At 42.6% G+C, this 15,449-nt stretch carries 13 protein-coding genes; 1 reads left to right on the forward strand and 12 read right to left on the reverse strand.

All coding sequences use genetic code 11. The annotated features are described in order from the left end of the window. Positions 1–84: 84 nt before the first annotated feature. From HXT39_RS06460 to gatC, 5 genes are all read right to left on the reverse strand, one after another. Positions 85–399: a DUF2469 domain-containing protein gene (locus tag HXT39_RS06460; RefSeq protein WP_004105898.1), complete on the reverse strand. Its 315-nt coding sequence runs from the start codon at positions 397–399 to the stop codon at positions 85–87. Beyond that, the gene (locus HXT39_RS06465; protein ID WP_076002568.1) at positions 399–1,307 is read right to left on the reverse strand and encodes a GNAT family N-acetyltransferase; all 909 of its coding nucleotides are present in this window, start codon (positions 1,305–1,307) and stop codon (positions 399–401) included. The genes HXT39_RS06460 and HXT39_RS06465 overlap by 1 nt, the downstream gene beginning before the upstream one ends. Positions 1,308–1,563: 256 nt before the next feature. Then, the gene (gene gatB, locus HXT39_RS06470; protein WP_076002567.1) at positions 1,564–3,063 is read right to left on the reverse strand and encodes an Asp-tRNA(Asn)/Glu-tRNA(Gln) amidotransferase subunit GatB; all 1,500 of its coding nucleotides are present in this window, start codon (positions 3,061–3,063) and stop codon (positions 1,564–1,566) included. 32 nt (positions 3,064–3,095) lie between these two features. Next, complete coding sequence (gatA, locus tag HXT39_RS06475; RefSeq protein WP_004110065.1) at positions 3,096–4,637, reverse strand: Asp-tRNA(Asn)/Glu-tRNA(Gln) amidotransferase subunit GatA; 1,542 nt, start codon at positions 4,635–4,637, stop codon at positions 3,096–3,098. Positions 4,638–4,641: 4 nt separating this feature from the next. Continuing rightward, positions 4,642–4,938: an Asp-tRNA(Asn)/Glu-tRNA(Gln) amidotransferase subunit GatC gene (gatC, locus tag HXT39_RS06480; protein WP_004105888.1), complete on the reverse strand. Its 297-nt coding sequence runs from the start codon at positions 4,936–4,938 to the stop codon at positions 4,642–4,644. Positions 4,939–5,436: 498 nt separating this feature from the next. Here gatC and vly point away from each other — a divergent pair, with 498 nt between their 5' ends. Then, positions 5,437–6,987 (forward strand): cholesterol-dependent cytolysin vaginolysin, encoded by a 1,551-nt coding sequence (vly, locus tag HXT39_RS06485; protein ID WP_004110067.1) that lies wholly within the window; start codon positions 5,437–5,439, stop codon positions 6,985–6,987. A gap of 860 nt (positions 6,988–7,847) precedes the next feature. Here the strand turns inward: vly and HXT39_RS06490 are convergent. From HXT39_RS06490 to HXT39_RS06520, 7 genes are all read right to left on the reverse strand, one after another. Then, on the reverse strand, positions 7,848–8,822 hold the full coding sequence (locus HXT39_RS06490) for an ABC transporter permease subunit (RefSeq protein WP_103013765.1): 975 nt from the start codon (positions 8,820–8,822) through the stop codon (positions 7,848–7,850). Beyond that, positions 8,819–9,811 (reverse strand): ATP-binding cassette domain-containing protein, encoded by a 993-nt coding sequence (locus HXT39_RS06495; protein ID WP_004136505.1) that lies wholly within the window; start codon positions 9,809–9,811, stop codon positions 8,819–8,821. Before HXT39_RS06495 ends, HXT39_RS06490 begins: the two co-directional genes overlap by 4 nt. A 146-nt stretch (positions 9,812–9,957) precedes the next feature. Then, complete coding sequence (locus HXT39_RS06500) at positions 9,958–10,764, reverse strand: TrmH family RNA methyltransferase (RefSeq protein WP_103013764.1); 807 nt, start codon at positions 10,762–10,764, stop codon at positions 9,958–9,960. A 43-nt stretch (positions 10,765–10,807) separates the two neighbouring features. Then, entirely contained in the window at positions 10,808–11,656 is an 849-nt protein-coding gene (locus HXT39_RS06505) for a hypothetical protein (RefSeq protein WP_004136511.1), read from the reverse strand. Between the two features lie 57 nt (positions 11,657–11,713). After that, the gene (rmuC, locus tag HXT39_RS06510; protein WP_004105862.1) at positions 11,714–13,054 is read right to left on the reverse strand and encodes a DNA recombination protein RmuC; all 1,341 of its coding nucleotides are present in this window, start codon (positions 13,052–13,054) and stop codon (positions 11,714–11,716) included. A 54-nt stretch (positions 13,055–13,108) separates the two neighbouring features. Then, entirely contained in the window at positions 13,109–13,840 is a 732-nt protein-coding gene (locus tag HXT39_RS06515; RefSeq protein WP_004136512.1) for a hypothetical protein, read from the reverse strand. Continuing rightward, positions 13,830–14,924: a hypothetical protein gene (locus HXT39_RS06520; RefSeq protein WP_004136513.1), complete on the reverse strand. Its 1,095-nt coding sequence runs from the start codon at positions 14,922–14,924 to the stop codon at positions 13,830–13,832. The genes HXT39_RS06515 and HXT39_RS06520 overlap by 11 nt, the downstream gene beginning before the upstream one ends. Between the last annotated feature and the right edge of the window lie 525 nt (positions 14,925–15,449).

Consider the following 15,449-nt stretch of genomic DNA (forward strand, 5'->3'; position numbering starts at 1 on the left):
CCATCTTAATACATCAAATTTTTACGAAAACACTTTGCGTGCTAGGTAAGCAATTCCTATACATCCTTATTGAGCATACGCGCATCACGCGATAGATTCAGGAATGTCAATGTCTGTTTTTTGTACTTCTTCAACATTTACATCTTTAAAAGTTACTATTCGTACATTTTTAACAAAACGCGAAGGGCGGTAAACATCCCATACCCAAGCGTCCGTAAGTTGAACATCAAAATAAACATCCTGACCTGCTGAACGCACATTAAAATCGACTTTATTGGCTAAATAAAATCGTCGCTCTGTTTCTACAACATAAGTAAAAAGCTTAATAACATCACGGTATTCTTTGTATAACGCAAGTTCTGCATCGGTTTCATAGTTGTCGAGATCTTCGGCGCTCATTACTTACCTTCCGTATTACGTTTGCGTCCACGACCTATAATGCGCCACCAAGCTTTTTTTGATGAACTTCCTTCAGAGACGTTTACATTGTACGGCCATGCTTCATCAAGATTATCACGATGCACAGGTATAGCCACAGAATGTTCATGCGCACTCAAAGCTTCAATTACACCAGGATTTTCTTCAATAACGTGTAACCCAAAAGCATCTAGCGAGCGAATAGCATCATATTCATCTACAAGAGTGTCCATTACAACAAAATCTTGATATTTTTGATTCTGGGCATCCCATAATGCATCGCGCGCAGTGCCTGTTTTTACAAAGCCAAGCGATTGATACACCGAAAGCGAACGAGTATTAGTTGCCGGAACTCCCACCCAAATTCTATGCAACCCTAGACCAGTCGGCTCTGATGCAAAAGCATAAGTCATAACTCTAGGCATCGCATCGCGCGAATAGCCTCTTCCTCGATAATTTTTGCCTAAAACAACTTGAATTCGAGCACTGCGAGACCATCCGTCAATATCTATAAGGAAAATCATGCCAATAATGTCGCCGGAAGCGTTATTTGAATCATCCAAAACATCAGGAACAATCGCCCACGCAATAGTGTGACGCAATTGAACATCGCCAGCAAAACGACAAGATTCAGAAGGATTTTCGCCAATAAGACTATCTTTAGTCCATTGCATAGAGCTTTCAACCCACGAATGAACCATAGAACGCTCTGAATTAGCATCCTTTCCAGTAATAACTGCAGCACCATCAAATGCGCACAAATCATCCATTCTTTGAAAATCATCGCACGTAGCTGGACGAAGGTGCGCCATCTCTCCACGAATTTGAGGAATTACTATAGATTTTGGTAACTCGCGAGAGTTAATAACACCATCATTGGTTTGTTGCATAGTCACCTACTTGTATTGTGCCTTTGAGAATTAAGCCCTTCGCATAATTCTCATGTCGCATAATATATGATAATCCCGAAGACGAAAAATGCCTCGCAATGTTGATAAATAGTAAATTCTGCGCACCTGCTACACAAACAAATCTGATTTGAGCATGCAGCAAGTACGCAGCACTTACTTTTGAATATTGATTACGCTTTTACGTTTATACATTAGCGTTATCAAATATTAAATTTTTCAGCCTTTACGGCACTTTTCAGCCTTTGATTTTTGCCATCACAATCTTAGTAACAGCCTTAGCATCAGCCTGACCTTTAGTCGCACGCATGACAGCGCCAATAATTGCACCCATCGGCTTCATGTTTCCAGACTTAAGCTTTTCGGCAACTTCAGGATCGGCTGCAAGAGCAGCGTCAACAGCAGCTTCCAAAGCACCGTCGTCGTTCATAACCTTAAATCCGTGCTTCTTAACAACTTCATCAGGTTTACCCTCGCCAGCCAAAACGCATGCAACAGTTTGCTTAGCGAGCTTATCGTTAAGATTGCCGTCTGCAATTAACTTTTCAACTTCAGCCACATCTTGCGGAGTAATAGGCAATTCTTCCAAAGTCACGCCACGAGTGTTTGCTTCGCGAGCAAGCTCACCAAGCCACCACTTCTTAGCACCTGCTGCAGTTGCACCAGCTTTAACGGTTTCTTCAACCAAATCAAGAGCATCCGCGTTAAGAATATCTCGCATTTCAAGATCGCTAATACCCCATTCGCTTTGCAAACGGTTACGACGCTCGCGAGGCATTTCAGGCATTTGCGCCTTCATGCGCTCAATATGCTCTTTAGTGATGTGAAGCATAACCAAATCAGGATCTGGGAAGTAGCGATAATCGTCAGCATCCGACTTCACACGACCGCCAGCAGTAGTCTGAGTTGCCTCATCCCAGTGACGAGTTTCCTGCAAAATCTCGCCGCCTTCACTCAAAATAGCAGCTTGACGACGAATCTCATATTGGAGCGTCTTTTCGATTCCGCGGAATGTGTTCACATTCTTAGTTTCTGAACGCGTACCAAATGGATCGGTTGGCTTGCGACGGAGCGAAACGTTCACGTCAGCACGCATATTGCCCTGCTCCATGCGAGCGTGAGAAATGTTGAGAGCGCGAACAATATCGCGAATAGCACGCATGTATGCGCCTGCGATTTCTGGAGCGCGGCTGCCAGCGCCTTCGATTGGCTTAGTTACAATCTCGATTAAAGGCACACCTGCGCGATTGTAATCAACCAAAGAATGATTTGCGCCTTCAATACGGCCGTCAGCACCACCAACGTGCGTATTCTTACCAGCATCATCTTCAATGTGAGCGCGCTCAATCGGAACGCGGAACACGGTTCCATCTTCAAGCTCAACATCCAAGTAACCGTTGCCATTGGTAGGCTTATCGTACTGGGAGATCTGATAATCGCGAGGCATATCTGGGTAGAAGTAGTTCTTACGAGCGAACTGGCTCCACTCAGCAATTTCGCAATGCAATGCCAAACCAAGCTTAATTGCATAATCAACTGCAGTCTTGTTTACAACTGGCAAAGAGCCTGGCAAACCAAGGCTTACAGGAGTTAGCTGAGTGTTTGGCTCGCCACCAAAAGACACTTCCGCTGGGCAAAACAGCTTTGTGCGCGTGCTAAGCTCAACGTGAGTTTCCAAACCGAATACTGGATCAAACTGCTCAACAGCATCGGCGTATTTCATAAGTTTTTCAGCCATGAGAATCCTTCTTACTTAAGCTTTGCTTAACTTTACTTAGCCAATGAATCGAGCCAGCCAGCCTTAAGCGACTTCCAGATTGAGCCGCCCCACTGCTCTTCGAGAGCAGCTTCCAACGCTGCTGCAGGCTTGTACATCTTTTCATCATGGCATTGCGGAGCAATAATCTGAATGCCAACAGGCAAACCGTCGTCGCTTAAGCCAGCTGGGAGACTCAAAGCAGGAACTCCAGCCATGTTTGCAGGAATCGTAGCAATATCGTTCATATACATAGAAAGCGGATCGTCCATCTTCTCACCAAACTTAAATGCCGTTGTAGGGCTTGTTGGAGAAATAAGAACATCTACTTTCTTAAACGCTTCTTCGAAATCGCGAATAATAAGCGTACGAACTTTCTGTGCAGAACCATACCAAGCATCGTAATAGCCAGCGGAAAGCGCGTAAGTACCGAGAATAATACGGCGCTTTACTTCGTCACCGAAACCAGCTTCACGAGTTGCAGCCATCATATTTGCAGCAGTCTGAGGCTTGTCTGCTGGCGGCATTACGCGCAAACCGTAGCGCATGCCGTCGTAACGAGCCAAATTAGAGCTAACTTCCGAAGGCATAATAATGTAGTAAGCAGCCAAAGAGTAAGGGAAATGAGGGCAAGAGACTTCTGTTACTTCTGCACCCATATCCTTAAGCAATTGCACAGCTTCATTAAAGCGTGCTTCAACTCCCGGCTGGAATCCGTCGCCACTAAGCTCTTTAACTAAACCAACCTTCAAGCCCTTCAAATCACGGCGAGCACCCTCACGAGCAGCTTGAGCCATTGGAGGAACAGGAGCTGGAATAGAAGTAGAATCGCGCCTATCGTTACCACCGATAATTTCCTGCAAAAGCGCAGAATCAAGAACGGTACGAGAAACAGGTCCAATCTGATCCAAGGAACTTGCCATAGCGATTGCACCAAAACGGCTAACACCGCCATAAGTTGGCTTTGCGCCGACTGTACCAGTTAAAGCACCTGGCTGACGAATAGAGCCACCTGTATCTGTACCCAAAGCAATAGGAGCCTCGAATGCAGCAACAGCTGCAGCTGAACCGCCGCCGGAACCACCAGGAACACGCTCAGTATCCCAAGGATTGCAAGTAGTTTGATAAGCAGAATGTTCTGTAGAAGAACCTTGAGCAAACTCATCCAAATTAGTCTTGCCGAGAATTGGCATGCCAGCTGCTTTGAGCTTTTCAATAACAGTAGCATCGTAAGGTGGAACCCAGCCTTCGAGGATCTTCGATGCTGCAGTGGTTGGAATGCCTTTAGTGACAATCATGTCTTTAATTGCAATTGGAACGCCTGCAAGCTCAGGCAAGCCTTCAGTCTCACCATTAGCGTTCTTAGCATCAAAAGCATCTGCCTGCTCGAGAGCAATATCTGCAGAAACATGCAAGAATGCCTTAATTTCTGGCTCTGCAGATTCAATGACTGCCAAGTGAGCTTCAACAAGTTCACGGCTAGAAACTTCTTTAGCTTTTACAGCCTTTGCCATATCGGCAGCAGAAAGTTTTACCAAATCTTGAGTATTAGTCATGTTTTTATTCCTCCCCCAAAATTCGAGGCGCTACAAACATGCCAGACTCACTTCTAGGAGCATCCGAAAGAGCTTCTTCTTGAGTCAAAGGTGTAGCAGGCTCATCTGGACGCAAATAAGCTTCCAAAGGCACTGGATTTGCAGTAGGTGGCACATCTTCGCCAGCAACTTCCTGCACTTTATTAATAGATTCTGCAATGACGTTCAATTCGCCTTGCAAGCGACTGATTTCTTCGTCGCTTAAAGCAATCTGGGATAAAACGCCCAAATGCTCAATTTCTTCGCGTGTGAATGTAGGCATAACCTCAACTATATGTGTGATACGTGACCTTCGTTAGTAGAAAAAAGCAATGTGGATAAAAGCTTTATGAGAATTATTTGTTGATTATTTTGTTTTATTGAGAAAGTACTACAAATTAATTCTTTAAGACTGAAGCAATTAAAAATTGCGCATGTGTAACACTAAATAATACTTGCACAAATATTTTGCATATATTTTCACAAAATTATCACGAATCAAAATACGTAAAATCCGTTCATTTTATCTGTCAACACGCCGAAACGACAAAACTGACGTAACAAAAAAGTGTTGGTATTTCAGCATTATTTAAACTTTTGTTTGAAACTTAAAAAATTATTTTAAACAATTATCGCATAAATAAAAAGTGTGTAATAATCGTGTGATGTGAGAAGCTGAAGCTGATGCACTGAAGCATATATATGCACTGAAGCACGTATTTGCAGCATCTCACTGAAAAAATAATTTGAAATAAAATCTAATAAAAATCGAAGGATACATATGAAGAGCACAAAGTTCTACCGTAATGCAGCAATGTTGTTGCTCGCGGGCGCGACTATTATTCCACAATGCTTAGCAGTTCCAGCAATGGCAGATTCTTCTGCAAAGCCTTCTGCACCAGCTGCATCTTGCGCAGCCAGCAAGGACTCGCTGAACAACTACTTGTGGGATTTGCATTACGATAAAACGAATATTCTCGCACGTCACGGCGAAACAATTAACAATAAATTCTCCAGCGACAGCTTCAACAAGAACGGCGAATTCGTTGTTGTTGAGCATCAGAAGAAGAACATCACCAATACAACGTCAAACTTGTCGGTAACTTCGGCCAACAATGATCGCGTGTATCCTGGTGCATTATTCCGCGCTGACCAGAATTTGATGGATAACATGCCAAGCTTGATTTCAGCAAATCGCGCACCATTAACTTTGAGCATTGATTTGCCAGGCTTCCACGGCGGCGAGAGTGCTGTAACTGTGCAACATCCAACCAAGAGCTCCGTTACTTCAGCAGTTAACGGTTTAGTTTCTAAGTGGAATGCACAATATGCAGCAAGCCATCATGTGGCAGCTCGTATGCAGTATGATTCCGCAAGCGCACAGAGCATGAACCAGCTCAAGGCTAAGTTTGGTGCTGATTTTGCAAAGATTGGCGTACCGCTGAAGATTGATTTCGATGCAGTACACAAGGGTGAGAAGCAGACTCAAATTGTGAACTTCAAGCAAACTTACTACACAGTAAGCGTCGACGCTCCAGATAGCCCAGCAGATTTCTTTGCTCCATGCACTACGCCAGAAAGCTTGAAGAACCGTGGCGTTGACAGCAAACGCCCACCAGTTTACGTGTCAAACGTAGCTTATGGTCGCTCAATGTACGTAAAGTTCGATACCACCAGCAAGAGCACTGATTTCCAGGCTGCAGTAGAAGCGGCAATTAAGGGCGTAGAAATTAAGCCAAACACCGAATTCCATCGCATTCTCCAGAATACTTCTGTTACTGCAGTGATTCTCGGCGGCAGCGCTAACGGCGCAGCAAAGGTTATTACCGGCAATATCGATACGCTGAAGGCTTTGATTCAGGAAGGTGCAAATTTGAGCACCTCTAGCCCAGCTGTTCCAATCGCTTACACTACTTCCTTCGTAAAAGATAACGAAGTAGCAACTCTCCAGAGCAACAGCGATTATGTTGAGACTAAGGTTTCTGCTTACCGTGACGGTTATTTGACCTTGGATCACCGTGGAGCTTATGTAGCTCGCTACTACGTCTACTGGGATGAGTACGGCACTGATATCGACGGAACTCCATACGTACGTTCTCGCGCTTGGGAAGGAAACGGCAAGTATCGTACCGCTCACTTCAGCACAACGATTCAGTTCAAGGGCAATGTGCGCAATCTTCGCATTAAGTTGGAAGAAAAGACCGGCTTGGTATGGGAACCATGGCGTACAGTGTACAACCGTACTGATTTGCCGTTGGTTCGTCAGCGCACAATCAAGAACTGGGGCACAACCTTGTGGCCTCGCGTTGCTGAAACTGTAAAGAATGACTGAACTCATATTGCAATTGAGCATAAATAAATAAAACTGAAAAAATTAAGGACTTTATCTTGTAGCCAGTTACGAGATAAAGTCCTTAATTTTTTACACAAATAGGGTTTCTATTACATTTTTCGCAGTAGGATTTAGTTATGTTAGAGATACAAAATATATCCAAGTACTATAAAAACAGCAAGTACTCAATAATATTTCTTTTGTAGCAGAAGATAGCAAAGTTACGGGATTTGTTGGCCCTAACGGTTCAATCAACTGCGCTATATTGCGCATTGGGACTCATAAAAGCCAATGAAGGTGAAGTATTATTCGACGGCGTCCCATACAAAAAGCTTAATTCCCCAATAAAAACAGTCGGCAAAGTATTAGATTTAAAAGCTAATTATAGAAATACTAGTTCTATAAAAAGCTCACATTCGTTGCAAAATATTGTAAAATTCCAAAAAGTCGCGTATCAGAGATTATGGATATTGCCGGAATCAGCTCTATGCAAAATATGAAAATCAAAGAAATATCAACCGGCATGCGCAACCACAACATGCTAAGCCTACTACCGAGCTACCATTGCCTGATACTTCATATATTGGACCAGAGTATGCTCATCCTCAATTTGCTAAAAAGAAACAAGATGATCAGGATTCTCAAGAAAATACACAATGAGCTTAGTGCCAGAATTAGTGCCATCTATTATTACTATGGCTGCTTGGGCTATCGCGTTATTTGCAGCTGGGTGCTCTATTTCTAGCAAGAAGAAGAATTAGAAATTAGTATCGGCAAATAGTTGCAACAAATAAGCCCCGCTCACTTGCTCAGTAATGATTGCGATTGAACAGGGCTTATTTTATTTATACTTACTATGTTTAAATATCGCGATGCTTTTCAATAACGTAGCCAATTGCGTACATGATTACAGCCCAAGCAAGAACCACTAAACCGGACTGCCACCATGTAAAAACATATGCGTTTGGTGGAAGTTGCAGCCCAGAATTAGCGGAGGCTTCTAAGAATTGGCTTACAGCACTGCCTGGCAAAATCTGAATAAGTATTGAAGTCCACTTCGCAAAATTGCTTGCAAGCATAATAATGCTAACAATGGTCTGCAGAATCACCACGGCTCCAATAACGCACATAATTCCGCCAGCAGTTGACTTGCAAATCATGCCAAAACCGTAGGCCATTGCTGACACAACAACCATAATTGCAGGAGAGCCAAGGAACAGAGTAAGCGGCAATTTCCACACGTTGCTTCCCGATAATCCGGAAATGTTATCTCCCATAAAAGCTAATTCTGCAGCAGCTAGCGAAACTGTCATTGCAATAAGTTGGGCTACAAAAACGTAGATTGCAACCGCAACAAATTTAGCCGTAAAGAACATACCCCTTCGAGGTACAGCAGTAAGAGAAGCCTGAATCGAAGTTGTAGAATGCTCCGCGGTTACAGCAAGCACTGCAAAAATCGCCAAAACAATCAAAGATATAGAAGCAAAGCTAATAACTAAGCGGAAAATGCCTTCTTGAGATGCAATAAGATCACTTTTATCGCTCGGCCCAACGGTAATCGCAGCACTTGATTTGCTACCAGCTGCACCATTGTTATGAACGTCAACTTTAGACATTGCTTTCTGCACAAGCGCGATAATAAAACTAAAAATTACTGGCAAAACAATTGTTAATGCCATGCACCACCACGTAGACGCAAGTCCGCGCAGCTTAACAATTTCAGATTTAAGCGTGTGCATAAATGTAAGGCGTAAGTGCTGAGCGTTCATGCTGCGGCCTGTTTTGTAAGAATTGCTCGCCGGATATTCAACAGCTTGTTCAATTTGCCCACTCATTTTGCGCTCCTTCCATCTACATATTGCGTTCCAGTCGCAGCAGTAGTATTTGGCAATGCTTTTGTTACGTACTGCTCTTGACCGTGCGTAAGAGCCAAATATGCTTCCTCAAGCGAAGCATGCTCTTGATTCAGCTGATATACCAAAATCTGATTATCCGCAATTTCGCGCGCAATCTGGTTGAGCTCGCAACCTGTTATTCTGAGTAGCTCGCCTTCTTGAACGTCTTGAGGCGTGCGATTATCTGGCAAAATCTTGCATTCAGGATGATTCTGAACAAGCACAGACTTTAGCTTTTCACCTTCTGGCGTTACTAAACGTATAGCATGCTGAGAATGTGCGTCAACAAAATCTTGTACTGTTGTGCGCTCCAAAATTTCGCCATGCGCAATAATCACAAGGTTATCTGCAGTAAGCGCAACTTCGCTCATCAAGTGCGAACTAAGCAGAATTGCTCGACCTTGGCTTGCGTAATACTTGCACAATTCGCGAACCCACTTAACGCCTTCTGGATCCAAACCGTTAATTGGCTCGTCCAAAATAAGATTGTGCGGATCTGCTAAAAGTGCCGCCGCAATCGAAAGACGCTGGCTCATGCCGAGTGAGAAGGATCCCGCTTTGCGAGTTTTTACGCTAGTTAAACCAGTAATATCAATCACTTCGTCAACGCGCTTTTTTGATATTCCGTGAGTTAAAGCGAGCGAGTACAAGTGATTATATGCGGAACGACCTCTGTGGGCAGACTTTGCGTCAAGAACTGCGCCAACTTCCGTCATTGGGGATGCGATTTTTGCGTAAGGTTTTCCGTCAATAAGAGAAGTGCCACTATTGGCGTGAATAAGATTTAACGCGCAACGCATGGTGGTAGATTTACCAGCGCCATTAGGACCTAAAAAGCCCGTGACTTTACCGTCTTCGGCGACGAAAGAAACGTCGTTAAGCACTGTTTTTGCGCCGAAACGCTTTGTAATATGTTGAAATTCTAACATAAATTAACAATATCACAAATAAAAAAAAATACACATTAAATGTAAGCGTTTATGAGTACAGGCTGCTGCGTTTTAACTAATACTGCTGATGAGATTCTGCTGACAAAATTCTGCTACCGAAATTCTAATTAATATTTTATTAAGATTCAGCAATTTGGCACTGCATGTTGCGCAATCCACGCGTGCATGGAAACAGCTGCAGCTGCTCCCGCGTTTAGTGAGCGAACAGAGCCGAATTGCGAAATATAAACAACGTCATCCGCCATTTGTAACGCTTTTTTAGAAAGACCCGGACCTTCTGCACCAAAAAGCATAAGGCAACGTCTAGGGAACTTGTAGGTTTCCATAGCAACAGCACCTGGAATAATATCGAGCGCTATAACGCGAGCGTTTTTAGCATCTTGTTCCTTGATATTTGCGATTTTTTCGGCTTCTTTATTGCCTTCTGCCTGCGCTTTAAGCAAAAGTTGATGCGCTTCTTCTGCTTCCCGTGCTATATTTTCGCGCCAATTAGTTACTAGAGTTTCAATAGTTGGGCAGCACTCAACGTATTGGTATAGCTCAGTCATTAATGAGCCTTTACGATTCCATTTATGAGGCCCTACGATATACACTTTTTTCGCAGTAAACGCGTTCGCAGTGCGAACCATAGAGCCTATGTTGAAATCGTGAGTCCAATTTTCTACAGCTACTTCAAACTCATGACGGCCTTTAGAATCGAGATCCGCTTTTATGGCTTCTACTTTCCAGTATCTGTAGCGATCTAAGACGTTACGCTGGTCGCCTTCGTCTAGTAATTCAGTGCTAAACCGCGCATCATAATTTGGCGATTCTGGATTATCTGGACGAGGCTCACCTGGATGTTCTTCTTCCCATGGGCCAACTCCTATAGGTCGGAATTCTGGCTCATCGGAAGCTTTTGCAGCCAAAGTAATTGGATTCGGTTCGTGCATGCGTGAGTTTTGCTCCGTTTAATACTTTTGCTTAGTATTGCAGCTAGTCTTGGCAGCCGTCAGTTGCGCAATCACCTGTGCAACTTGACTTGCAATGGCCACCACAGCAGTTATCCTCGCAGCAAGGCTCAGTGCAACCATCATGAGCACAATCACCAGTGCACTCTACCTTGCAATGACCGCCACAGCAGTTATCTTCACAGCATGGCTCAGTGCAGCCGTCATGCTTACAATCGCCAGTGCATTTAACCTCGCAATGACCGCCACAGCAATTGTCGTTGCAGCAATCGTCGTGATCTGCATCTGCACGTAATTCTTCTTCATCGAAAGCTTGAACAAATGCCATTTTAGTACTCTCCTCACTTATTGGATTTACTAATTGAAGATGCCTTGTGCCTTGTTCGTCGGCGTCAACACCACCAATTAATGCAACTATAGCAAGAATTTGCGCGCCTTGCTGATGAACAATGCCAAAATCAAGACTTAATTCATTTCCGTGTCGTAAAGTCACAAGCGAAGAAGTTTGAACATACGATTTTTCAGAAAGCCAAGAGTCAAGCAACAGCACTCGCTTGCCTTTAACTGACGGGCCTTTTGTTGCAGGAAAAACAAAATCCATAACAAAGCCGTCGAGTGCAATTCCTTTACGTTCTGCAGCATGAATAAGCGCAAAAACCATCGGCACCGCAGCAGCAGTTAACGCGCCAACAGCGTCAACATCGCGTTCTAACGAATACCCAGCTTTCTCAATTGCGTCAAAAAGAACATCTCCAACCAGCTTAGAGCCACGCTGAGCAAATGTAACAGAAAACAGTTCACTAAATGGTTTCGCAATCATATCTGCACAAAGCATGCGTTTAAGCTCAGCGCGTTCCTCTTGTAATTCTGCCATTTTTGCACTCCTTAGCGTTAGAGTTCTTCAATTTTTGATGCTTTAATGTTTTTATGCTTAACGATCTTCTACTGATACTTCCGGAGCGCTCAGCTCTTTAACATCAGCTTTATCGGAATCTATAAGATCTATTGAAGCAATAACTTTACTTTGATCTAACTTCTGAAGTTTACGCGCTGTTACCAACACTCGCGACTCAAGCGAAGAAGCAAACTTATTGTAAGCTGCAACTGTTCTTGCCAAAGATACGCCAAGTTTTGAAGCATTTTCCCCAAGAACCGCAAAGCGATCATATAATTCTCGAGATAAATCGAAAAGTTCTTTTGCATCATCTGTAAGACTTTGCTGCTGCCATGCGTACGCAACAGACTTAAGCACGGCCCACAAAGTAACTGGTGAAGTGAGTGCTACTTTTTGCGCAAAAGCATCATCCATAAGCGTTGGATCCGCTTCAAGAGCCGCCTGAAGCAATGCTTCGTTTGGAATAAATGCAACTACAAAATCTGGTGCTGTTTCAAAAGCCTGCCAATACGCTTTAGCCCCTAATACTCTAACATGCTCTCGCAAAGCCTTAGCATGCGCTTTTAGAAGCTCGCTCCTTCTAGCTAATTCTTCGTCACTTGCGTTATCTGGGATTTCGCAAGCGCGCTGATAATCCGCATACGGAACTTTTGCATCAACTGGAATTGTTTTGCCTCCTGGCAGATGCACAACCATATCTGGCCTCTGCTGTTCGCCATTTACTCCAGTTACAACAACCTGCGTATCAAAATCAACATGCTCAAGCAAGCCTGCAGATTCAACAATATTCTTTAGTTGAGCCTCGCCCCAAGCTCCGCGAACCTTATTATTTCGCAATGCTGCAGAAAGCGAACTTGTTTCGCGGTCAAGCCTTGTTTGCTGCTCACTTAGGCCTTTAAGCTGAGTGCTTAGCACACCCATTTCTTGCTTACGCCCTTCTTCAATCTGCGAAACTTTATTCTTCAATGCTTCGAGATTGTCTTTTACTGGAGCAAGCGCTTCCAAAACTTTACCTTGCTCTTTCAAAGTTTTTTCACGATTTAACCGTTCGCGTTCTTCTCGCTCTGCGCGCAATTGTTCTTCGCGATTCACTCGCAATTGCTCTGCCTGCTGCGCCTTAGCAAGTTCTGCTTCAACAAACTTTAATCGCTCAGCAAGCTGCTCTGCTTGCGTGCGATAGCGTATAGCCTGATTGCCATTTTCTTGAGCTTGAGCGCGCGCTTGTTCATACTGCGAGCGCAATTCGTTAAATTCGCGCTGGTTTACGCCATTAGCGCCTTGCGTTCCAGAGTTGTGCTTAACAATAGCCAGCACAACAATGGCGGTTATTACAACAGCAACCACCATTAAAACAAACATCACAATATTATCGAACATACGTTCTATTAAACACTATTGAGTTGACTTTTGAAATATAATTAAACACGTCTTTTAAGCACGTTCAAAATAAAGCAATCCACGTCCACACGTGCCGCTCCATAGGCAAACTGCAATTACAGTAAGAACAACAATGACGTATAACAATATGGATTGTCCAGGAATTACAGGCAAAGTTCCAGAAGGATACCATCGCAAAATCAATCCAATTTTACTTTGCAAACCTTGTGTGGCAATATTCATCACCGCTAAAAAGACACCAAATGCAAGGCCGTAAAACCTTCCAAAACAGGCTAATCCAATCATTATGAGCACAATATCAATCCAAGCATTACCTAAAATCATCTGCAATGTACTCAATAACTGCAAATCAATTATACGAACAATTAACACTGAAGCGCCAAATGAAACAAACAAACACAATAAAGCAGCACTCAATGCATATATTCGCAACCTTTTCATCACGAAACGTTCCCACGATACCATAATCGGAGCAAGACAAACGAATGCCGCGGCAATAAACCCAACTACAATAACTTCATACAGAGGAACAACAAAATTAACAACACTACTACCAGATTGACATTGAAACGTTATACCTTCTACCGCATTATGCACATTAGCAGAATCCGGCAAACAAATATAACCAACATAAACTGGCAACTGCGTTACAAATGATCTGAATATAACAAGCATTAAAGAGGGAAGGACTACGGACAATAAAATTGCAACGATTGCAACAATATAATGCCTACCTTCAAGCCAAGCGCGAAAATTATTTTTCATGCTTATCACCAAGTTCCGATAAGACTTGTTGTGGAGTTATGAGACATTGATTAAGTTCTTTAACATGATTTTTTACAAATTGTTTCAGCTTAGCATCATCAGCATTATTAATACTCATAGCCACTTTATCGTTTGCTTCACCTGTAATAAATCCATATGACCCATACACATCATTACTTATACGAGAAGGAAGCTGAGCAAGCAAAAATGCTGTAACAGAAGCGTTTGAATCAAGATTCTTTTTTACATATACTTCTTTCATAGCACTTGATGCACATTTTGCAGGCACAAATCTTTGTAACACTTCTTGAGCGATACCAGTCATATCACCATATTTCTCAGAACGCCTAACAAATGTATCTGTTTGTTGTTGAATAACAGTAGCTTTAAGATTACGTAACTTTATTAAACCACTATTAGTAAGATTCCAAGATTTTTCAGTATTTGTTGGAGTAAACGCATTTCCAAGCACAAGCACAATTCCTTTGCCTTGCGAATCTCTCTGATTCTTAGGAAACCAAGAAGCAACAGTTTTCAAATGTTTAACAGCACGAAGTTTACGAATATAAGCTTCTTCAGGATGTACACAAACAGAAAAAGCAGTATCTTTAAACGTCGTACACTGAGGCACAAAAGGTCCAGAGCGAATCCAAGGTTTTGGACCCCACATAGCTATACAACAAGCACATACTATTGGCATAATTAAAGAAATACTTATTGCTTTTATGCACCAATAAGATCCCTTTTGCCAAAAATATCTAATATGCGCGCAACAAAGAATGCATGAAACGATAACAACACACACAAAGAATATGCGCAAAGTCACCAACCATGGGTTCATACGCAAACCAGGCTCAGCACCAATACCAGCATCCGACACTGGAAGTATTGCATATAAACTACTACCCCAATATCTAGGAAAAATATCTCCCTGAGGTATGGTGCCATTATGCATTATAATGACACCATAAATACAGCACCAAATTATTGCAAAAGATAATAAAGCTGAGAATACAATTGCCCAACGATTGCCAATAATTACTCCTAAAGCAAAACCAATTGCAAAAAATGCACTTGGCGTCACGCCTCCACATAATAGTGGAAAATACGGAAAATTTGTAATATTTACATCACTCTGAATTACTGTTGGCAATATACTTACGCAATATAACAAACTGCACAGTATAGCGCCTTTTAGTATAGGAATAGCGTAACGACTGGCTGATTTTCCTGCACACCACGCAGAATTAACCAAACATCTAGGCGAGCAAGCTTTACATGAACACCATGCGCCAAAAATGCAAGCAACAATATCAGACAAACAATGCATCCACGTGACATCAATTCTTAACCAAAGCGCATAATTATTATTATGCGCTAAAAAATTTGCCACACCCAAAAAAATAGGATATGCAATCAAAAATAAGCTAAAAATACAACTGCTTATTAGAGATAATGGGTACATAATACGTGAAATAATTGTGCACTTCTTATGACTTTTCGTAAAAAATCTGAATTCAGTTAAAAAGTTAGAATATTGACGCATATTTAATCACATCCCTACTTGCTACCACATTAACGAAATAAGAAACTATACATATCTAGTTAC

The sequence above is a fragment of the Gardnerella sp. DNF01159 genome, from assembly GCF_049244215.1.
GTDB classification, from domain to species: Bacteria; Actinomycetota; Actinomycetes; order Actinomycetales; family Bifidobacteriaceae; genus Bifidobacterium; species Bifidobacterium swidsinskii.